18 protein-coding genes are annotated in these 21,261 nt (G+C 55.7%); 6 read left to right on the forward strand and 12 right to left on the reverse strand.

Features of this window, described 5'->3' with window-relative positions; genetic code table 11:
• Positions 1-150 precede the first annotated feature (150 nt).
• From APH33_RS27380 to dnaA, 12 genes are all read right to left on the reverse strand, one after another.
• Positions 151-1,020, reverse strand: coding sequence for a hypothetical protein (locus APH33_RS27380; RefSeq protein ID WP_016497350.1), 870 nt, complete (start codon positions 1,018-1,020; stop codon positions 151-153).
• A gap of 2 nt (positions 1,021-1,022) precedes the next feature.
• A complete protein-coding gene (locus APH33_RS06980; RefSeq protein ID WP_126404318.1) occupies positions 1,023-1,706 on the reverse strand; it encodes a transcriptional regulator in 684 nt (227 codons plus the stop codon).
• Positions 1,703-2,545, reverse strand: coding sequence for a TIGR04255 family protein (locus APH33_RS06985; protein WP_010951432.1), 843 nt, complete (start codon positions 2,543-2,545; stop codon positions 1,703-1,705). The genes APH33_RS06980 and APH33_RS06985 overlap by 4 nt, the downstream gene beginning before the upstream one ends.
• Before the next feature lie 645 nt (positions 2,546-3,190).
• Complete coding sequence (locus APH33_RS06990; RefSeq protein ID WP_010951431.1) at positions 3,191-3,550, reverse strand: histone-like nucleoid-structuring protein, MvaT/MvaU family; 360 nt, start codon at positions 3,548-3,550, stop codon at positions 3,191-3,193.
• 56 nt (positions 3,551-3,606) lie between these two features.
• A complete protein-coding gene (locus APH33_RS06995; RefSeq protein ID WP_010951430.1) occupies positions 3,607-5,523 on the reverse strand; it encodes a TniQ family protein in 1,917 nt (638 codons plus the stop codon).
• Positions 5,524-5,598: 75 nt separating this feature from the next.
• Positions 5,599-6,558 carry a TniB family NTP-binding protein gene (locus tag APH33_RS07000; RefSeq protein ID WP_010951429.1) on the reverse strand — a complete coding sequence of 320 codons (960 nt, stop codon included), beginning with the start codon at positions 6,556-6,558 and terminating at the stop codon, positions 5,599-5,601.
• Positions 6,555-8,513 carry a DDE-type integrase/transposase/recombinase gene (locus APH33_RS07005; RefSeq protein ID WP_016497347.1) on the reverse strand — a complete coding sequence of 653 codons (1,959 nt, stop codon included), beginning with the start codon at positions 8,511-8,513 and terminating at the stop codon, positions 6,555-6,557. Before APH33_RS07005 ends, APH33_RS07000 begins: the two co-directional genes overlap by 4 nt.
• Positions 8,494-9,132 (reverse strand): TnsA endonuclease N-terminal domain-containing protein, encoded by a 639-nt coding sequence (locus APH33_RS07010; protein ID WP_054884433.1) that lies wholly within the window; start codon positions 9,130-9,132, stop codon positions 8,494-8,496. The genes APH33_RS07005 and APH33_RS07010 overlap by 20 nt, the downstream gene beginning before the upstream one ends.
• An 837-nt stretch (positions 9,133-9,969) precedes the next feature.
• Entirely contained in the window at positions 9,970-12,390 is a 2,421-nt protein-coding gene (gene gyrB / locus APH33_RS07015) for a DNA topoisomerase (ATP-hydrolyzing) subunit B (protein ID WP_054884434.1), read from the reverse strand.
• A gap of 4 nt (positions 12,391-12,394) precedes the next feature.
• On the reverse strand, positions 12,395-13,498 hold the full coding sequence (recF, locus tag APH33_RS07020; RefSeq protein ID WP_054884435.1) for a DNA replication/repair protein RecF: 1,104 nt from the start codon (positions 13,496-13,498) through the stop codon (positions 12,395-12,397).
• Positions 13,499-13,513: 15 nt separating this feature from the next.
• Positions 13,514-14,617 carry a DNA polymerase III subunit beta gene (gene dnaN, locus APH33_RS07025; protein WP_054884436.1) on the reverse strand — a complete coding sequence of 368 codons (1,104 nt, stop codon included), beginning with the start codon at positions 14,615-14,617 and terminating at the stop codon, positions 13,514-13,516.
• Between the two features lie 40 nt (positions 14,618-14,657).
• On the reverse strand, positions 14,658-16,196 hold the full coding sequence (gene dnaA, locus APH33_RS07030) for a chromosomal replication initiator protein DnaA (RefSeq protein WP_054884437.1): 1,539 nt from the start codon (positions 16,194-16,196) through the stop codon (positions 14,658-14,660).
• Between the two features lie 583 nt (positions 16,197-16,779).
• On the opposite strand from dnaA, the gene rpmH reads away from it, so the two are divergent.
• The 6 genes from rpmH to APH33_RS27525 all read left to right on the forward strand — a co-directional run.
• Positions 16,780-16,914: a 50S ribosomal protein L34 gene (gene rpmH, locus APH33_RS26430; protein ID WP_003253163.1), complete on the forward strand. Its 135-nt coding sequence runs from the start codon at positions 16,780-16,782 to the stop codon at positions 16,912-16,914.
• A 13-nt stretch (positions 16,915-16,927) separates the two neighbouring features.
• Positions 16,928-17,332: a ribonuclease P protein component gene (gene rnpA, locus APH33_RS26435; protein WP_082433472.1), complete on the forward strand. Its 405-nt coding sequence runs from the start codon at positions 16,928-16,930 to the stop codon at positions 17,330-17,332.
• Positions 17,325-17,570, forward strand: a complete 246-nt coding sequence (yidD, locus tag APH33_RS26440; protein WP_079230263.1) for a membrane protein insertion efficiency factor YidD — start codon at positions 17,325-17,327, stop codon at positions 17,568-17,570. Before rnpA ends, yidD begins: the two co-directional genes overlap by 8 nt.
• Positions 17,571-17,572: 2 nt before the next feature.
• A complete protein-coding gene (gene yidC / locus APH33_RS07040) occupies positions 17,573-19,249 on the forward strand; it encodes a membrane protein insertase YidC (RefSeq protein WP_054884439.1) in 1,677 nt (558 codons plus the stop codon).
• Positions 19,250-19,334: 85 nt separating this feature from the next.
• Positions 19,335-20,705: a tRNA uridine-5-carboxymethylaminomethyl(34) synthesis GTPase MnmE gene (gene mnmE, locus APH33_RS07045; protein WP_054884440.1), complete on the forward strand. Its 1,371-nt coding sequence runs from the start codon at positions 19,335-19,337 to the stop codon at positions 20,703-20,705.
• 374 nt (positions 20,706-21,079) lie between these two features.
• On the forward strand, positions 21,080-21,261 hold a 182-nt coding region (locus APH33_RS27525; protein WP_218187125.1), incomplete at its 3' end, for a hypothetical protein.

The raw sequence follows: 21,261 nt of genomic DNA on the forward strand, positions 1-21,261 counted from the left end.
GGTGCGCAGTACAGGTCTGGGACCTGCCCGAGGCGTGGGGGCTATTCTTGGAGCGACAGTGACACCGGCTCCGGAGAAAATCAATTGGTTTGTAGAGCAGCCGGTCAGCTAAGGTCAAACCCAGATCCTAAAGGGGAGGCCGATAGCAGCTCAGTCAGCATCATCGGCACCTTCTTCATCTTCATCGGTATCCCCAACACTGAGCCAGTCGTGAAGGTTGTACCGCACGAAGTCTTCCGCATCGAGCATGGTAAAGTCTTGGAGCACCGTGACGTCTGCTCCACCGAAGTACAGCCCATCGTTGAGATTTCTGGCCACCCCGAGCAATTCATTCAGCTGGTCGTGCAGCTCATTTGCGCGCCTGGCGTGCTCTCGTTTGGTCAAAAACCGGAACACCACCTCGTAGGGCTCAGCCGGGTCGCGAATCTCGCCCTTGGGGTTGAAGGAAACCCAAGCACTAGCGAAAAATTGGTTGTTCTGATGGAGGAAATCGTCGACAAGCACGGCGATGCCCTTCATGCCGTCGTCACCTTGGTCTGCCTTCAGGCGGTTGACCAACTCGTCCGGCATCGCAATACGGTTGTAATGGTGGGACATCCAGTATGAGAAATACTGACCGTTTTCTTCGCTCAGCGTGATTACCGGATTTCGGTGGAGCGTCGGAAGCACGGCTCTCTTGGTCCACACACGCTTGTGAATCTTGAGCTCCAAAACCTGCTTTTCCGCGTGCTGCAGGTGCAGCGTACGTGGATTGAGGGCGTGCAGCTGCTTATCAAAGGCCTTTTTCTTTACCTTAACGGCAATCCACTCTATCCACGGCGCATCACAAAGGTTGCGTGCATGCACCGTGCAGGAATGGGAGGCCAACATCCAATAAGCTGGAGCCACCCCCTCGAATTGGCCTTTCAGGACCTCCTCGGATATGTGTTCAATCAAGGCGTCACCTGAGACGGTATCTCCTTGCAGCCAACCAGCAGCGCTAATGGCACTTACGATCTCTTGCTCAGGTGTATCAGCCATAATCAAACCAAATTCGAACCGCCCGATTTTTCTAACCTGGCGATGGTTTTGAGGTCCCTATCACGTAGCTGCTGCGCCTTGCCAGCCAACTCCGCAACCATTCCGTACACACCTTTAGCGCCATTTCGATTCCACGCTTCATCCGAAAGCGCATCCTGAATCAGGCGGCCATCGGCGGTTGGATAGAAAAGCACCCGATGCAGATACTGCGCTTCTTCGGCGTTAACTTGGCGCAACGCCTCAGTTAAAGCCGCAAGCCTCTCGGGAAAACCAGTGGCGGTTTTTCCAGTCCGCCAATTGTACACGGTCTGACGAGACACGTTGAAGATCTGCGCGATGGAGCTATCTGACAACTTGAAGTCGCTCCTAAGCTCCTCGATTAAGGCCGGCGCTACGTCTTCGGTAACATTGGCATCCTGGCTGGTGTCCACCTCGGTCCAGGCACCAGCATGCACGCCATGAAAGCTCATGCCTGCTGAGCCGATAAGTTGTGGATAGGGCAGGGAGGCAGTCCCAGGAGCGACTACTACCGAAACGGCCAGCATCGCTGTGAAAGCAATCGCCAATACAGGGTTTGCTGTCGTGCTACCTACACGCGGAGCAATTTCAGGGTTTTCCCAAGTAGAAGATCTGCTTACAGCAGCCCCGGTAGGATCAATCCATTGCCCATTCATTGCTGTAGTCATTTCGCCTTCCCCCAAACCTCAAAGGCATGATCTTTCGCGACTGTCCTAAAAGCAAAGTTAGCAGTCTTATGCAAACCGTCGAGTCTCGTGCAGATCTCCTCGGTTCCCAGTCGTTCGGCTAACTGCAGCGGCCAATGCGCATCCGTATCGAGAAGAGCACCATTTTCGCTAACAGGCACAAATGCACCTTGCAGAGGAGCACCATGCTTGGATGAATTCCTCGATTGCTTAGCAATTTCGAAAACCATGGCCGGCTCGACCAAATCTTCCGGTATCCACATACCAGTCTGCCGCCAGCATCTGATGTGCAGATACTCCGGATCTAGATGGTAGGTGGTAGTAGAGATTCCAAGCTGCTCCTTGGGGACTTTCCCATGCGCCGCTAGCTCATCGCATTTAAGTGGGAGCATGGCTTCCGGAAGGTAGTCGGCTAGGGTCTCACCTTCAGCTGGTTCAATTTTATCGACGTACCGCATCCCGATAGCGGTGATATCCAATGCACCTGCTTGCCCTACCAGCGCCTCAATGCACTCACGGAAAAGCGCTAAGTGGTTATCAAAATGAAGATAATTTGTGCTTTGCAGGATCATGTGATCCATGGCCAGCACGCACGCGTAGTCAGCATCCCGATTAAGGAACGCCCAAGAATTCGGTTCTCCGCTGTGCATCACTCCAGGCGGCACGCCCTTGACCATCTGGAAGAAGCCCGGGAGGCTCTGACGGATCGTGTGCTGAATGTCTGGGATCAGCTTTGGCAGCTTAAGAATCGGGGCAAATCTGATTACGCTCAACGCATAGATAAGCGGCGCCCTTGCTAAGACCCCTTCGCGTTCTGACATGTTAACTCCTCCACCGCGCCCAACGAGGGACCGGATTCTACATCATTTGACAAATCCTTTGACAAGAACTGTATAGCAGGGCCTTTCGATTTGACAAGCGGTCCCCGTGAGGGATGGAGTGCAGAAAACGCCTCCATCAGGAGCTTACTCGTCATTCCAGAAAAGCCTCTACAGACACCATCGCTAAGCCTCTGAGGAAGCACGAATTTTTAATCAGAGCTCTTCCTAGCAGTGAGAAGAAACTCAACGAATCGTCACCAGATAGCTCAATCCAGGGGAACGCTTGCTCTGATGGGGTGGTTCAGAAACGTGCTGTCTGGTCCAGATTTCTCATCTACGAAGAGCACGAAGAGCTCTTGGATCCAGAGTTTGAGGCCGTGATTGGCTGAATGGAGAGGTCGGAAAGAGGACGGGTGATCCAGTGAAGCACAAGCGCAGTCAGGAGGCTTGCGATGGTGTTCACTGAGATTGAGACGAGAGCATTCCGCATTTTGGAGAGTCCATTTTTTGAAGTGGACCTCTATTTAATGCGCATAAACTGTGTGTCACCACCACCCGCAGAAAATTTCGTCACGCCCCAGAATGGGAATTTGCATTCGGGGCGCACCACGATTCATCTCGTGCCAGAAGCCGCCTGCAGTGCAATCAATTGGCGAGCCAAGACTCGACTACCTCAGCGCCATACTCGTTTTTCCAGGCCTTAAGCGTACGCTGATTACCACCCTTGGTCTCAACAACCTCTCCGCTGTGTGGATTCTTGTAGACCTTTACTTCGCGTGGTTTCCGAGAGGTTTTTGGGGCCATATCAGTGGAAGCCACCGCTTGCGGATCGAGGATCAGCACCACTTGGCGCAGGCCGTAGCCATACTCGTTGAGCAAACTGCGCAGCTTCGTTTCAAATTCCATTTCCTGCTTCAGGGCAGAGTCATTTTTCAGCGCTTCCAGCTCCGCCAGTTGGGCTGCGAGCTGTTGTTCGAGCAGGCGGAATTCAGCGAGACGGGACATAAGATTCTCCAAAATGGGTTCGATGATTTTAGCAATCAAGAAAGAAAGCGTGCTAACTATCTTGATCCCACATGCCTGAATCGGCAATCACGAGGCTGAGCGATCGGTGTGGATAAAAACGTGATGGCTTCAGGATCGTCGATCTGGGCGGCTTCACTTGCGAGGTAATCGATCAGCTTTTTGCTTCTTACCCAAACGTACTGCCGGCAAGCCGCGTTTGGAATGGATGGCCCCGCAACGGGGCGAAACCTGGCCTCCCAAAGGTGCTTGAACGCCTCCCTGGTCGACTTCCCCAAATACACCGCAATCTCCGGTCCCAAGATATAGCCACGCCTGAATCTGTCGATGGCTTGAGGCTTAACCATCAATTGCGTACGCCGGCCTCGTTCGACAGCAGTGCTCCATAGCAGACCCAGTCGAACGAACGCGTATGCGCATTGTTCTTTGACGCCTAACAGCGCAGCAGCCTTGACTACCGACAGGCCGGGAAAGACCGGACTCTTGTTCTCAGCTCGGGCTTGTTGCCACGCTGCAAAATCTTGCGGCTTGAGTAACCACGCCCCTACCGCAACCGAGCCATTCTCAGCTGGGCCGTAAGCGCGAAGTTCACCTGCACGTATTGCCTGAACCAACTCGACCAACCCACCCCCCTTGGGCAGAGAATGCTTGGCCAAGTAGTTGATCGACACCAGGCTCTGGTCAGAGCTGGTAGGCAGCTTCTCATCAATCAATTCGTTGATCGAGCGGCAGTCAATCAGCCACCTTTCGCCTGGGCGCGGTTCTCCACCAAAGAACTGGAGGGTACCACCAGCTAGCAGCTGCCTAACCCGATTGCGACAGAGGCTTAGCAAAGTCGAGGTTTCTTTCATATCAGCCACGCCCTGGAGATGCTGCGAGATTGCCTTCAAATGATCCAGGTCCACGACCGTAAAGACTCGATCTTCATGGACCTTCTCCCGATAGGCGATTTGTCCCTCCTGATGAAGGCGTTTTATGACTGATACCCCGAGACCACAAGCTTCAGCAGCAGAATCGAACGACACCCAACGATGTCTCTCAATCGTCTCCTCACTCAAATTGCGATTTCGCTTCGCTAACGGTGCTTCCCACGCATGCTGCAGAAATGATTCGAACTCTCGACGAAGAAAGTCAAAACAAGAGTCATCCAGATCACGGTGGATGTCGTGGTATATCGGGCCGAACGATCTGCTGAGCGTCCAATGTTCGTTATCGGAATGGACTGCCTTGAGGCCACTCAGCAGTTCTCTGAATGCGAGAGGCCAGTTCATGAGAACCACGCCCGCCGCGTTTGCCATAAGCCGCGATATCTCTAGCGAACCCGAATCAGCAACCTTCAGCGGCTGGGTTCTTTCCGTAGGCAAACTTCTGACAGCGAGACGCGATGACAACTCGTGAAACTGTTCGTAGGTGAGGGCCGCCAATCCCGCGTCAGCTGGCAACGAGTCGGCGTAAAACCTATCTTCAAAGCCAGAGGTGAGCCAGGCGGCCGTATCACTCGCCGGCGCGATCTCAAAATTGGTCCCACTCAATGAGGTGCCACACGCTTGGCAACTATTCGCACTCATTGCGCTTGGATCGGTTTCCTTCAGACAGTTGGGGCACCGCCCGTGGAGTTCAGTGCCGTGGACAGAACACGTCGTAACCAGGGTCAAGCCCCAGCTTTCTCTCCAATAACCGGCTTCGCCCAAACAGATCGGACAGTAACGAGCGTGATGAGTCGTCCATAACTTGACCCCCTTGGGCCTTGGATCACGAAACTCAGCAGATACCGCAGGCCAGCTCAGTGGTCCTTCCATCATCTGCAGCCAGTCCGCAACATCGGTCTCGTCGGCTCGTGCAAAGGCGGTGAGCAGTTCCTTTCTGGGTAATCCGTTGGCTTTCGCCAGGCGCTGCAGGTACCCCAAAAGACTTTCGTCTTGGTGTGGTCGTGGGTTGATTAAAAGACCAAACATTCCTACACATCCATGAAATCGAAGACATAAAAATCAGGGGAGTAGAGCCGGGCCGATAAGCCCGGCCCTTGGCCGTCAGGTACTGCTCTCTTCGAACGTCTCAAACGGCTCCCGCTTCCCGAACAGAGGCTGGAAATTGAAGCTCGCACTGAAGGGGTTTCGATCCTCGGTGGCGTAGCTCCAAACCTCGTCTTCAAAAGCCTGGGCCAGCACAGGAAGTTCAATCCCGACAAGGTCCTGGACTTGAACCAGCCAAACAGCCCTGTCCACAATCTTGATGAGGTAGTCGATCAATCCATAGGAAGCCAGGTAGAAGCGTTTAATCATCGCTGGCTCTACAAAACTGATGGTTTGAACAGGCAGTTCGCCCTCGATTGCCTGCAACAACATCACGAAATGAAGAGACGTATTAGCGGAGAAGGTGAAGCGATCGTATGCCACCGTGGCCGAAAACCTGCGTCGCAGTTGCTCGTTTGCTAGCAGGAGATTTTCGGTGCGCTTCAGCCCAATCAGAACAAACGCGATACTGGTTTCATTCATCAGACTCTTGATCCAGTCTGCTGCCTCATACGCACCATTACGACGATAATCGACCAGGTGCTGCGCCTCATCGAGGACCAACATCTCCACGCCAAGGTTCTTCAGCAGCAGGACTACTCGCGCAAATTTAACCTCTGCCGAATGTCCTCGTGCCTCTGCGAAGGGATCCTTCAGCTCTGCCAAAATGGCTGCTGCCAGGTTCTTTTTGGTTGGAGACGAAGGCATCTCGACGAACAGAACTGTCCGCTTCTGTGGGTCATGGCTCTCCAATTCCTCCAATGACCGAATGTACTCCTTGACCAATGTGCTCTTGCCCACTCCGCTTGGACCTTGGATCAGCAACCCTTTACTTGCTCTGGTACGCCGACTATCGCCGTGGATATCGCCTAGTCGCGTCAACGCTCGCTCGACTTGAGGGCTGTGAATAAAACGATCGCGGAGCGTAAAGCTGTATTCACCATGCTCGTAGCATTCGTACAGATTGATGGCGTTCATGGCTTAGAACTCCCAGCAGGGCGACGAACCGAGACCTTGAAGGCTGCTGGCGGAATGTTAGGAATAGAGTCACCGGTCCATTCCACTTCAGCGAGTACCTTGGGTGGAGGCGTGCTTTCGGTCACTCGACCCTCCTTGTCGATTTTCGCTATGGCAGCTGCGCGTCGTTTTCTGAGCGTCTGCGAACGGCGGGCCTCGTCTGCATCTTCCATAATTTCCTGGTAGCACCTGTGCGTAGCCTCGAAGCTAGGCTGCTCATTATATTTTTCTCGCAGCGCTTTCTCGGCAGCCTTCCACACCTCCCTGCTCTTACCGGCCATTCGCTCATCTTTGGCGGGCACTTTGAAGAACAAGTTTCTGAAGCGGTCGTGAACCCAAACGTGCCCGGCTTCGTCTCGATAGCGGACGTTTACCTTTTCTCCGTCTGCCAAACGCATACGGAGCTCAGCAAGTTCCGTAGAGTGGTAGCCCACTTTGGCAACCTCGATGCCGTAATGGTGAACCTTCACCGAGGCCCGCTTGGCCAGAATGCACTCCAACGAGTCCAGGTCGACGGGAAGGCTGATGACATGGTTCGCCTCGCTAGTCCCCCAGACTTGAGCCGGTGTTCTGTTGTCCAGCCCCCGATGAGGAGTCTGGTGGTAACCATCGACGATCCATTTCACTACCACCGCCTCCAATTGAGGGAGCGTGAAACATGCATTCTTCTCCGAGTCGTAATCGCCACGCTGCTGGATATTCGAGAAGGTGGTACCCGGGAGGTTGTGGATAAGCCCCAGGTTCTGTGTGCTGAAAAAGCGTTCGACGGCACCTTTCCTTTGAGGGGCCCTTGAAGCGGGATACATGATCTCGATACCCAACTCGTTGAATCCCATGATGAGATCGCCCGCGTGAAATTCCGCTGCGTTGTCTGGGACTATTCGAGCCGGCAGCCCACGTGCCCACCATTCATTTCTCACTTTCGGAAAGCGCTTCAGCAATTCGGCTTTTGGACGGATTGAGCGTTCGATCACACGAAGCACGGTTTCCGTATTTGGCGCCGACAGGTGGAGCAAATATCCCATCACCATTCGAGAGAAGCGGTCGAGGACGATCGTCAGATAGGGGCGCCCAATGCACAGCCCCGAGGTTTCATCCACAAGCTGGACGTCCAACAAGGTGTGATCAATTTCCCAACGTTCCAAAATCTCATGGACACGTAGGACACCCGCCGCAACACGGTGCTTCTTGTCTGCTGCGTGTTTTCCGAGCCTCTCCTTATCCACAAGGTACGGATCCAGCTTGGCGATGTACCTTCGGACAGTCATTCCGCTTGGGATCTTGAGCTGATCCGAAGGCAAACGACTTTTGTTCCTCTCTTTTATCTGATCTTCGAATTCTGAAACGACCACGCTGACCGCTGGAATCGTATCCTGCAGGTAGGTTTTATTAATCACCCCTTCAAGAATAACTTCGAGCTCTCCCTGTATCGCGGCAGCCCGACCCTTTTTGGCATGCTGAGGGATAAGCTTTACTACGTTCTGGCCAATGTATTTGGCTGCCCAACGTCGAATAGTGGAAACCGAGGGTGCGCACGCATCCCCAATCTTTTTGGCGATATCTCTAAGTTTCTTGATCATGTCTTCGTCACCCGGTAGCTTGTATTTACCGCGCTTAGTTAGGTCGTCCAGATACTTGCGTCGACGCAATGCCTCATCTCCATGTTTTTTGGGGAAGCATGAAATATCTGGAGGGACGTTCCGCACATACGGAACCTTCCCAAGGTATGGCTGATCAGCGGAGATCTCGATCTCGCGCTTCTCGTAGGCCTCATAGAACTCCTTCTCGGATAGCTTCGTGGGCTCACCAAGCTCATCGAAAAAGAGCAGCTTCCGGTCAATAAGCCTCTTCTCAAGCACCATCAGTACGCCACGAACGATGACGACCAATTTCACCCTAAGGGAAAAGGTTTGCATGACGGTGCCCCCCTTGCAGGAAGACCGGGGAGTCAGTGTCAATTGACCTATCAAGGTCAATGCCCACCACCCCAAGGCCTAACAAGCGCCAGGCTTTCCCCTCACCAACCACGTAGAGCTGATCTGCAACGGTCATAGGCGGCCATTCGTTGAAGGTCGCCATTACCTCCTCCAACGCCTGATGCGAAAGCTCTGGACCGCGCCGGTGATACATCAGCCTTCTAAGATTGGTAGCCAGGGGCTCAGCTTCAATTAACTTTTCAGTGATCACCGAAAAGTTACGGGCAGTGGCGTTGAAGTAGCGCTCAGCGGCATCCAGTCGCTGCCTGACGCTGGCAATCTTCAGTCGGTCGTGAGGCTTCACTTCAAACCACCACTCGCGCCCATCCGCGAGGAAAACCTGTACGTCTGGGTAATATTTGAAGTAGCCCTGGAGCGATGGAACACGTTCCTCACTGGGCTGCGGGACGTAGCCGATGACCGCAGGAGACAGCTCAAGAAGCCGAAAAAGAGCGCCTTCGAGCTGGGACTCCCAGGGCACAGGCTTTTTATTTTTGAGCGATGGGAAGTAGCCGCGGTAATGGTTGGACCGCCGCGTGACCACCTTTCGTACTGTCATGAAACACCTCCGAAAATCTCGAAACGAGCGCCGACGCTGCGCCAAAAAATCAAGGCGCAGGGCGGGCGAAGTGAGGCCTTTCGACAGGCAACACTGTGCCGTCGAGTAACCTCGCTAAGGTCGAAAAAATGGGAGAGGATTGACAGTCGCTTCGAAAAAGCAGACATTGCGGGTTCTGAGGACGCAAGTCTGCTTCGCTAAGCGCGGTCAGTCCTCTCGGGATTGATCGCGTTTTTCTACATTTTCAGGTCTCCTTTTCTCTCATTGGTCATGACTCTCATGACTGATCAGAATCTAAAGCAATCGGCTTGCTCTCTTTATTTCTAAACGGCCACTTCGTGATCGCTGGAGCAATTTGGATCAGGTCTGAAGCTCTCGCTTCAAACAGCTGATTTGGCTGAAAATCTTCAGTGCAAAGCGGAAAAGTTGGTCATAGATCTTATTCCAACATCCCTTCGAAATCTACAAAAAATCCAAAATGGCAACTTCCACCAAATTCCATTTCCATACTAAATTGTTCAAATTAATACTTAACACGTACGCTTAATTAACTATTAAGGTGTTCAAATATTAGTTTTAAAGTCCTCTCAATCTCTCTGCTGCTCAGATCCGCCCGCCGACCCTCTCAGCACTTCCAGCGCCCCATCAAATCACTTCCTCAAATCCCCCCATCTGCATCATTTTCCAATGAGCGGAGTAGGGCGCCCCGGCAGGAATTCCAGGCAAAAAAAAGCCCGCGAAGGCGGGCTTGATGGTGACCGACAGGGGCCATGGTTGAAGCCCGGCCGGTCATCTATTTGTGAAAGCGTGCAGCTTTTCTGTGAACCTACAACCGGATCAGAAGTCCAGGTTCGACACCGACAGCGCATTGCTTTCGATGAAGTCACGGCGTGGCTCCACCGCGTCGCCCATCAGGGTGTTGAAGATCTGGTCGGCGGCAATCGCGTCTTCGATGGTGACCTTGAGCATGCGGCGGACGGTTGGGTCCATGGTGGTTTCCCACAGCTGCTCCGGGTTCATCTCGCCCAGACCCTTGTATCGCTGAATGGTGTGGCGCTTGGTGCTTTCGTTCATCAGCCAGTCGAGCGCTTCCTTGAACTCGGTGACTGCCTTGCGACGTTCGCCGCGCTGCACGTAAGCACCCTCGCCGAGCAGGGTAGACAGCTTGGCCCCTACGGTGACCACCGAGCGGTAGTCGTTGCTGCCGAAGAAGTCGCGGTTGAAGGTGACGTAGCTGGCAAGACCGTGGGAAGTGACTTCTACTTCCGGCAGCCAGACATTGCGTTCCTTGTCTTCGCGCAGGCTGGCCTGATAGGCCAGGCCCGACTTCTGGCTGCTGTTCAAGCGCTCCTGCAACTTCACCAGCCACGCTTGCATCAGGGCGTGATCGGCCAACTGTTCCAAGGTGATTTCCGGCAGGTAAATGAAGTGCTCGGTGATGTCTTCCGGGTACAGCCGCGACAGGCGCTTGAGGGTCTTCATCACCGTGCGGAATTCGTTCACCAAGGTTTCCAGTTGTACACCGGAAACGGCTGGCGCCGATTCGTCCAGATGCAAGCTGGCATCTTCAAGGGCCGATTGGGTCATGTATTCTTCCATGGCCTCGTCGTCCTTGATGTACTGCTCCTGCTTGCCTTTCTTGACCTTGTACAGCGGCGGCTGCGCGATATAGATGTAGCCGCGCTCGACCAGCTCCGGCAACTGACGGAAGAAGAAGGTCAGCAGCAGGGTACGGATGTGCGAACCGTCAACGTCAGCATCGGTCATGATGATGATGTTGTGATAACGCAGCTTGTCGATGTTGTACTCTTCGCGGCCGATACCACAGCCCAGTGCCGTGATGAGCGTGCCTACTTCCTGGGACGAGATCATCTTGTCGAAGCGTGCTTTCTCGACGTTGAGAATCTTGCCCTTCAGCGGCAGGATCGCCTGGGTGCGACGGTTACGGCCTTGCTTGGCCGAGCCGCCTGCGGAGTCACCCTCCACCAGGTACAGTTCGGAAAGGGCAGGGTCCTTCTCTTGGCAGTCCGCCAGTTTGCCCGGCAGGCCGGCGATATCCAGCGCGCCTTTACGGCGAGTCATTTCGCGGGCTTTACGCGCCGCCTCACGGGCACGTGCAGCGTCGATCATCTTGCCGACAACGGCCTTGGCTTCGTTCGGGTTTTCCAGCAGGAAGTCGGCGAAGTACTTGTTCATCTCTTGTTCCACGGCGGTTTTCACCTCCGAGGAGACCAGCTTGTCCTTGGTCTGCGAGCTGAACTTCGGATCCGGTACTTTCACCGAGATGATCGCGGTCAGGCCTTCACGGGCGTCGTCACCGGTGGTGGCGACTTTGTTCTTCTTGGCCAGGCCTTCCTGCTCGATGTAGCTGTTCAGGCTACGGGTCAGCGAAGAGCGGAAACCGACCAGGTGCGTACCGCCGTCACGCTGCGGAATGTTGTTGGTGAAACACAGCAGGTTTTCGTTGAAGCTGTCGTTCCACTGCAGGGCAATCTCGACACCCACGCCATCGTCACGCTGGACGTTGAAGTGGAAGACCTGCGAGTTGACCGGGGTCTTGTTGGTGTTGAGGTATTCAACGAAGGCCTTCAAACCACCTTCATACTTGAAGAACTCTTCCTTGCCCGAGCGCTCGTCCTTCAACAGGATGCCAACACCCGAGTTGAGGAACGACAGTTCGCGAATCCGCTTGGCCAGTATGTCCCAGCTGAAGTGAATGTTCTTGAAGGTTTCAGCCGACGGCTTGAAGTGGATGTGGGTACCGGTAGTTTCGCTGTCACCAACAACGGCCATCGGAGCCTGCGGGACCCCGTGAACGTAGGTCTGCTCCCAGATCTTGCCACTGCGGCGAACAGTCAGCACCAGCTTCTCGGACAGGGCGTTCACGACTGATACACCTACACCGTGCAGACCGCCGGATACCTTGTAGGAGTTGTCGTCGAACTTACCGCCGGCGTGCAACACAGTCATGATGACTTCGGCTGCCGAAACGCCTTCTTCTTTATGCACGTCAACCGGAATGCCGCGACCGTTGTCGCGCACACTGATGGATTCGTCCGTGTGGATGATCACCGTGATGTCATCGCAGTGACCGGCGAGGGCTTCGTCGATCGAGTTGTCGACCACTTCGAAGACCATGTGGTGCAGGCCGCTACCATCATCGGTGTCGCCAATGTACATGCCGGGACGCTTGCGTACGGCATCCAAACCTTTCAGCACCTTGATGCTGGAGGAGTCGTACGTTTGATTTTCGCTCATGCCTTCACTCCCGATGGTCGTGGGTCTGGGTGATACGGCCATGTTCCACGTGGAACAAGGCAACTGGCGTTTCCGTTTGCCAGCCTTCCCTCAGTAATTCGTGATCTACACAGGTGATAAACACCTGGCAGCGTAATTCTTCTAGCAAGCGGCACAGTGCGCGTCGATGCTGGTCATCCAGCTCGGACGGCAGGTCGTCAACGAGATAAATACAGTGGCCGCGACGAGCCTGACTGACGAGATGGCCCTGTGCGATGCGCAGTGCGCACACCACCAGCTTTTGCTGACCACGCGACAGGATGTCGGCTGCATTATTGGCAGCCAGACGAAGACGCAGATCCGCACGCTGCGGGCCGGCCTGGGTATGACCCATCTGCTGATCGCGAAGGACAGAGGAGGCGAGCACTTCTTGCAGTTCCCGGTCCTTGTCCCAGCCTCGGTAGTAGCTCAGGGTCAACCCGTCCAGCTCGACCAGTTCGCTCAGGGTTCGCTCGAAGACGGGCTTCAAGGCCTTGATGTAGTTGCGACGGTATTCATCTATTTCCGCGCTGGCCAGGCATAACTCTCTGTCCCAGGCGGCTTGCGAAGCAGCGTCAAGTGTACCATGCCGCAACCATGAGTTCCGCTGCCGCAGCGCCTTCTGCAAGCGCTGCCAGGCGGGCAGGAAACGAGGTTCCACGTGGAACACTCCCCAATCGAGAAACTGTCGGCGGATTTTCGGTGCACCTTCCAGCAACCGAAAACTGTCCGGGTTGATCAGTTGCAGCGGCAACAGTTCAGCCAGTTGAGCGGCGCTCCTGGCATTCTGCCCGTCAATGCGGATAGTGAATTCGCCCGCCCGCTCCCGTGAAACACCCAGGTTGCTGGTGACACCTTCAGCCAACTGCACTTCGCCAAATACTGTACAGGCAGGCTGTTCGTACTGAATGACCGGGTTCAACCGGGTACTGCGAAATGACCGGGCAAGGCCAAGCAGGTGCACGGCTTCGAGCACACTGGTCTTGCCGCTGCCATTGGCGCCGTAGAGGATATTGATGCGGGGGGACGGTGAGAGAGTCACCGGGTGCAGATTTCGCACCGCGGTGACCATGATACGTCGAAGGGACATTTCGTCTGCTACGAGTTACAGACGCATCGGCATGACAACGTAGGAGGAATCGTCGTTGCCAGCTTCCTGCAGCAAGGCACTGCTGTTGGAATCAGACAGAATCAGACGAACTTGCTCGGTAGTCATAACGCCCAGCACGTCAAGCAGGTAACTGACGTTGAAGCCGATCTCCAGCGAGCTGCCTTCGTAGTCCACACCGATCTCTTCTTCTGCTTCTTCCTGCTCAGGGTTATTGGCCTGAATTTTCAGTTGGCCGGCAGCCAGCTGCAGGCGAATGCCACGGTACTTTTCGTTGGAGAGAATAGCAGTACGGCTGAACGCTTCACGCAGCGCTTGACGGTCACCCACCACCAGCTTGTCCCCCCCCTTCGGCAGTACGCGCTCATAGTCAGGGAATTTGCCGTCGACCAGTTTCGAGGTGAAGGTGAACTCACCGGTGGTCGCACGGATGTGATGCTGGCCGAGAACGATGCTGACCATGCCTTCCGGATCGGTGAGCAGGCGCGCCAGTTCAAGGATACCCTTGCGTGGAACGATGACCTGATGGCGATCATCCTGTTCGATCGGTGCGCTCATCGAGCACAGTGCCAGGCGGTGACCGTCGGTGGAAACCGCACGCAGGGTGTTGCGCGACACTTCCAGCAGCATGCCATTGAGGTAGTAACGCACGTCCTGCTGGGCCATGGCGAAGCTGGTGCGCTCGATCAGACGGCGCAGTTTGCTTTGCTCCAGGTTACAGGTCAGCGAGCCCGGGCCTTCTTCCACAGTGGGGAAATCGTTGGCAGGCAGAGTCGACAAGGTGAAGCGGCTACGGCCGGCTTTGACCAGCAGCTTCTGCTCGTCCACCTTGATGTCGATCAGTACATCGTTGGGCAGACTCTTGCAGATGTCCATCAGCTTGCGCGCCGGGACAGTGATCTCGCCTGGCTCAGCCGGCTCCTCCAGTTGCACGCGGCCAACCAGTTCGACTTCCAGATCGGTACCGGTCAACGACAACTGCTGGCCTTGCACGACCAGCAGGACGTTGGACAGCACCGGCAAGGTCTGGCGGCGCTCGACGACACCGGCGACCAGTTGCAGGGGTTTCAACAGGGCTTCGCGTTGAATGGTGAAATGCATGGTCTAGTCCCTTGCCTTCAATTAGCTGCGCTGGCGATCATCACGTCGTCAGCGTCCGCAGCAGGTTCTTGTAGTCCTCGCGGATGTCCGCGTCGGATTCCTTCAATTCATTGATCTTGCGGCAGGCGTGCAGCACCGTCGTGTGATCGCGACCGCCAAACATGTCGCCGATCTCCGGCAGACTGTGGTTGGTCAGCTCCTTCGACAGTGCCATGGCAACCTGACGGGGGCGCGCAACGGAGCGCGAGCGGCGTTTGGACAACAGATCGGCAATCTTGATCTTGTAGTACTCGGCCACGGTACGCTGGATGTTATCCACACTCACCAGCTTGTCCTGCAGCGCCAGCAAGTCTTTCAACGACTCGCGAATCAGCTCGATCGTGATGTCACGACCCATGAAGTGCGAGTGAGCGATCACCCGCTTCAGGGCGCCTTCAAGTTCACGTACGTTCGAGCGAATACGCTGAGCGATGAAGAACGCGGCATCATGCGGCAGCTCGACCTTGGCCTGGTCGGCCTTCTTCATCAAGATCGCCACACGTGTTTCCAGTTCAGGCGGCTCGACGGCAACCGTCAGGCCCCAGCCGAAGCGCGACTTCAGGCGCTCTTCCAAGCCTTCGATTTCCTTCGGGTACCGGTCGCTGGTGAGAATCACCTGCTGGCCACCCTCGAGCAACGCATTAAAGGTGTGGAAAAACTCTTCCTGGGAACGCTCTTTACGGGCGAAGAACTGGATATCGTCGATCAGCAGCGCATCGACCGAACGGTAAAAACGCTTGAATTCGTTGATCGCGTTCAGCTGCAGCGCCTTGACCATATCCGCGACGAAGCGCTCGGAATGCAGGTACACCACCTTCGCATTCGGATTTTTCTTCAGCAGGTGGTTACCCACGGCATGCATCAGGTGGGTCTTACCCAGGCCGACGCCGCCATAGAGGAACAGCGGATTGTAGCCATGCTTGGGATTGTCGGCGACCTGCCAGGCAGCAGCGCGGGCCAACTGGTTCGACTTACCTTCTACAAAGGTCTCGAAGGTGAACGTTCGGTTCAGATAACTGGTGTGCTTGAGCGCGCCTTCCACCTGAACAGTGCGCTGTTCGGTACGGCTGCCAGCAGCCGTTGCCGAAGGGCTGTCCCCCATGCTGTCGAAGCTGTCACTCGAAGCCTGTTCAACGACCTCGTTCGCTTGCGTCGCCTCTGTTGCTGGAGCCTGCGCCGGTTCGGCAACAGTGGTAATCGCAGGCGCAGCGGCCTGTTGCGTCTGGCTTTGCGCAAGTGTGGCAGCCACCGCGGCACTGACGGGTGCATTAGGTGCAGCACGAGGGGCAGAGCTGCGACGACTACCTATTAACAAGGAAAGGGCGGGCGCAATGCCATCGCCGTTTTCACCCAACAGTTCGAGCAGACGGCCGAGGTACTTTTCATTCACCCAGTCGAGCACGAAACGGTTCGGCGCATAGACGCGCAACTCGTCGCCTTCGGCTTCGACCTGTAGCGGACGGATCCAGGTGTTGAATTGCTGGGCAGGCAGTTCATCGCGCAGAAGCTCCACGCACTGCTGCCAAAGTTCCACTGACACGGATATCCCCTGAGTTGAAAGCCGGATGAGGCAAAAACAAACCGCCATTGTACCGGTCGAGCGATCAGTTATCCACATGTGGAAACATTCTGAGCCATGACAAAACAGCCATTTAGCGGCCAAAACGTCTCTCAGCGACTGTGAATAAGCCCTGTGGATAACCGCCTATGAAGGCTATGCACAACCCAGGGTTGCAGCCTGTTGATAACTCTGCTGTGGATAACGACCTTTTCTATCCACAGCCTTTCAGCAGCTCCATCACAAGCGCAGCACTTGTTACCGACAAGGTTTCGGATTTCTGTAGGCCTTGTGATTAAAGGGCTTCAGTGGGTTATCCACAGAAGGTTATCCACTTAAGATCTATAAGTTCTTCAGAAAAGCTTTTTATATGTCTCTTCTTTTTTTCATTTTGTCGTCCGTCTGCGTGACTGATCAACCCTTCCTGGCCCAGCAGCTATCAGGACGCCTTCTATAAGGAAAGACTGGTTGGAAATTGACCTATGGGCTTGCTTTCTCTAGAATCGCCGATCTCTTAAAAAGGGGGCCATTCCGGCCCGTAGTCGACAAACCAGGTAACAACGCCATGAAACGTACTTTCCAACCAAGCACCATCAAGCGCGCTCGCACCCACGGCTTCCGTGCCCGTATGGCTACCAAGAACGGCCGCGCTGTTCTGTCGCGTCGTCGTGCCAAAGGCCGTAAGCGTCTGGCCATTTGATTTTTCGGCACAGGTGGTGAGTCAGGACTTCAGTCGGGAAAAGCGTCTGCTTACACCCCGGCACTTCAAAGCGGTCTTCGACTCCCCAACCGGCAAGGTTCCAGGGAAAAACCTGCTGATCCTTGCTCGCGAGAACGGCCTGGATCATCCAAGGCTTGGCCTGGTGATCGGCAAGAAGAGCGTCAAGCTCGCCGTTCAACGCAACCGCCTCAAGCGCTTGATGCGCGATTCCTTCAGGCTCAATCAGCAATTGCTGGGTGGCCTGGATATAGTGATCGTCGCGCGCAAGGGATTGGGTGAGATAGAAAACCCGGAATTGCACCAACACTTTGGCAAGCTCTGGAAACGCCTGGCGCGCAGCCGGCCAACTCCAGCGGCAAACGCCGATTCCGCAGGGGTAGACAGTCAAAATGCGTAAACTGGCCCTCGTTCCGATCCAGTTTTACCGTTACGCCATCAGTCCCCTGATGGCCAATCACTGTCGTTTCTACCCCAGTTGCTCCTGTTACGCTCTTGAAGCCATTGAAAACCATGGCCTCTTGCGTGGCGGGTGGCTAGCCGTTCGTCGCCTGGGGCGTTGTCATCCGTGGAACGACGGCGGTTTCGATCCCGTTCCCCCCGCTCCTTCCTCCCGAACTTCTTCGATAGCCGAGTAATCATGGATATTAAACGCACGATCCTGATCGTCGCCCTGGCAATCGTGTCCTACGTCATGGTCCTCAAGTGGAACGAGGACTACGGCCAGGCTGCCCTGCCGACTCAGAATACTGCTGCCAGCACTGCTGCCCCGGCCTTGCCCGACGGTGTGCCGGCCGGTACCGCCAGCGCCGATGTGCCGAGCGCCAATGCCGAATCCAGCCCTGCCGAACTGGCTCCCGCTGCAGTCAGCAAGGACCTGATCCGGATCAAGACCGATGTCCTGGACCTGGCTATCGATCCGGTTGGTGGTGACATCGTCCAGCTGAACCTGCCGAAATACCCACGCCGTCAGGACCATCCGGACATTCCGTTCCAGCTGTTCGACAACGGTGGCGAGCGCGTCTACCTCGCGCAAAGCGGCCTGACCGGCGCCAACGGTCCGGATGCCCGTTCGTCGGGTCGTCCGCTGTACGCTGCCGAACAGAAGAGCTACCAGCTGGCTGATGGCCAGGACCAATTGGTCGTCGACCTCAAGTTCAGCGATAACGGCGTCAACTACATCAAGCGCTTCAGCTTCAAGCGCGGCGAGTACGACCTGAATGTCAGCTACCTGATCGACAACCAGAGCGGCCAGACCTGGAACGGCAACATGTTTGCCCAGCTCAAGCGTGACGCCAGTTCCGACCCATCGTCGAGCACCGCCACCGGCACCGCCACCTACTTGGGCGCCGCCATGTGGACTGCTTCCGAGCCTTACAAAAAGGTCTCGATGAAGGACATCGACAAAGGTAGTTTGAAAGAAAATGTGTCGGGCGGCTGGGTTGCCTGGCTGCAGCACTACTTCGTGACCGCCTGGATTCCGGCCAAGTCGGACAACAATGTCGTCCAGACCCGCAAGGACAGCCAAGGCAACTACATCATCGGCTACACCGGCCCTGTGCTCAGCGTTCCGGCTGGCGGCAAGGCTGAAACCAGCGCCATGCTGTATGCCGGCCCGAAGATTCAGTCGAAGCTGAAAGAACTGTCCCCAGGTCTGGAGCTGACTGTCGACTACGGCTTCCTGTGGTTCATTGCCCAGCCAATCTTCTGGTTGCTGCAACATATCCACAGCCTGCTGGGTAACTGGGGTTGGTCGATCATCGTGTTGACCATGCTCATCAAGGGCCTGTTCTTCCCGCTCTCGGCTGCCAGCTATCGCTCGATGGCGCGCATGCGGGCCGTGGCGCCGAAGCTTGCCGCGCTGAAGGAACGCTTCGGTGACGATCGCCAGAAGATGTCCCAGGCGATGATGGAGCTGTACAAGAAAGAGAAGATCAACCCGCTGGGCGGCTGCCTGCCGATCCTGGTACAGATGCCGGTGTTCCTGTCGCTGTACTGGGTACTGCTGGAAAGCGTCGAGATGCGCCAAGCCCCATGGATGCTGTGGATTACCGATCTGTCGATCAAGGATCCGTTCTTCATCCTGCCGATCATCATGGGCGCCACCATGTTCATCCAGCAGCGTCTTAACCCAACGCCACCGGATCCGATGCAGGCCAAGGTGATGAAAATGATGCCGATCATCTTCACCTTTTTCTTCCTGTGGTTCCCGGCTGGTCTGGTGCTGTACTGGGTTGTGAACAACTGCCTGTCGATCACTCAGCAGTGGTACATCACCCGCCGTATCGAAGCAGCCACCAAAAAAGCTGCTGCTTGACGGGCTACTGCGCTAGCCTGTGAATAAAAACGCCCCTTCGGGGGCGTTTTTGCTATCTGTCGTTTTGTCGTAGAGGCTTTCGAGCATGAACACTGTGCGTGAAACCATCGCTGCCATCGCCACCGCCCAAGGCCGCGGTGGCGTCGGTATCGTCAGGCTGTCCGGGCCATTGGCAAGCAAGGCTGGCCAGTTGATCACCGGCCGGACGCTGAAGCCACGCCATGCCCACTACGGGCCATTCCGCGATGAGGATGGCCTGGTGCTGGATGAAGGCATTGCGTTGTACTTCCCTGGGCCGAACTCGTTCACCGGCGAGGATGTACTTGAGTTGCAGGGACATGGCGGCCCGGTTGTCCTGGATATGCTGCTGCAGCGCTGTGTGCAAGTCGGTTGCCGTCTGGCGCGCCCGGGCGAGTTCAGCGAGCGGGCGTTCCTCAACGACAAGCTTGATCTGGCCCAGGCCGAAGCCATCGCTGACCTGATCGAGGCGAGCTCCAGCCAGGCTGCACGTAATGCCTTGCGCTCGCTGCAGGGCGAATTCTCCAAGCGTGTGCATAGCCTGACAGAGGCGCTGATTGCCCTGCGCATTTATGTCGAGGCCGCGATCGACTTTCCGGAAGAGGAGATCGACTTCCTCGCCGATGGCCATGTGTTGTCGATGCTTGATGCCGTCCGCGCCGAGTTATCCACTGTACAGCGCGAGGCCGGGCAGGGCGCCTTGCTGCGTGACGGAATGACGGTGGTCATTGCCGGCCGGCCAAACGCCGGCAAGTCGAGCTTGCTGAACCAGTTGGCGGGGCGTGAGGCGGCCATCGTCACCGACATCGCCGGCACCACCCGGGATATTCTGCGTGAACATATCCACATTGACGGCATGCCCCTGCACGTCGTCGATACGGCCGGCCTGCGAGATACCGACGACCATGTGGAAAAGATCGGCGTGGAACGCGCGCTCAAGGCTATCGGCGAGGCCGACCGGGTACTTCTCGTAGTCGATTCCACCGCACCCGAGGCCAGTGACCCGTTCGCCTTGTGGCCCGAGTTTCTTGACCAGCGTCCAGATCCGGCGAAGGTCACGCTGATTCGCAACAAAGCGGACCTCAGCGGTGAGCGGGTAGGGCTGGAGTTGTGCGAAGACGGCCATGTAACCATCACCCTCAGTGCCAAAGGTGACATCCAGGGGCTGCAATTGCTGCGCGATCACCTGAAGGCCTGCATGGGTTACGAACAGACCGCCGAGAGCGGTTTCAGCGCCCGTCGGCGCCACCTGGATGCCTTGCGCCAGGCCAGTTCGCACCTGGAGCATGGTCGCGCCCAACTGACCCTGGCTGGTGCGGGTGAATTGTTGGCCGAAGACTTGCGGCAGGCACAGCAGGCCCTGGGTGAAATCACCGGCGCGTTCAGTTCCGATGACCTGCTGGGGCGGATTTTCTCCAGTTTCTGCATCGGCAAGTAGTCCACAACCAGGCAAATCCAAGGCCGCTCCGTTGGGAGCGGCTTTTTTTTGCCTGCGATTTCCATTCGTCGGATCTTTCGAAGCCCTACCGGCCCCTGTGGGAGCGGCTTGAGCCGTGAAACGCCAGATCAGGCCTAACAAAATCATCCACAGACTCGTTTTCCTGTTCAGGAGCCCTGTGGAAAACTGGCCCTTAGCCCTCTTGATAAGCAGGCCATGTTGCTGAGGAAAAATCCGCCTGTGGGTAAACGTTCATTTAATCCACAGGCTTAAAGACGTTATCCATACCCCTCATGGTCGGTAAGCCACAGGGTTCAGTTTCCCTGGAAATCAGACAGTGAAAGGGCTACAGAAGCTTATCCACAGGTGAGGCTGTGCATAAGAATAAACATAAAAACAAAGCTTTTATAAAGTTTTCTTCTTTGATTTCTGTTGTCTGCCATTCATCCACAGACTGGTCAAAATTTGCTCAGACGGTTCCTTTGCAGGGGGTGAAGTCCCTATACTTGTCCGCTTACCTTCTCTATTCGCAAAAACAGGCACGAGGTGCGTGGTG

Source organism: Pseudomonas sp. NBRC 111130 (genome assembly GCF_001320485.1).
Classification (GTDB): domain Bacteria; phylum Pseudomonadota; class Gammaproteobacteria; order Pseudomonadales; family Pseudomonadaceae; genus Aquipseudomonas; species Aquipseudomonas vlassakiae.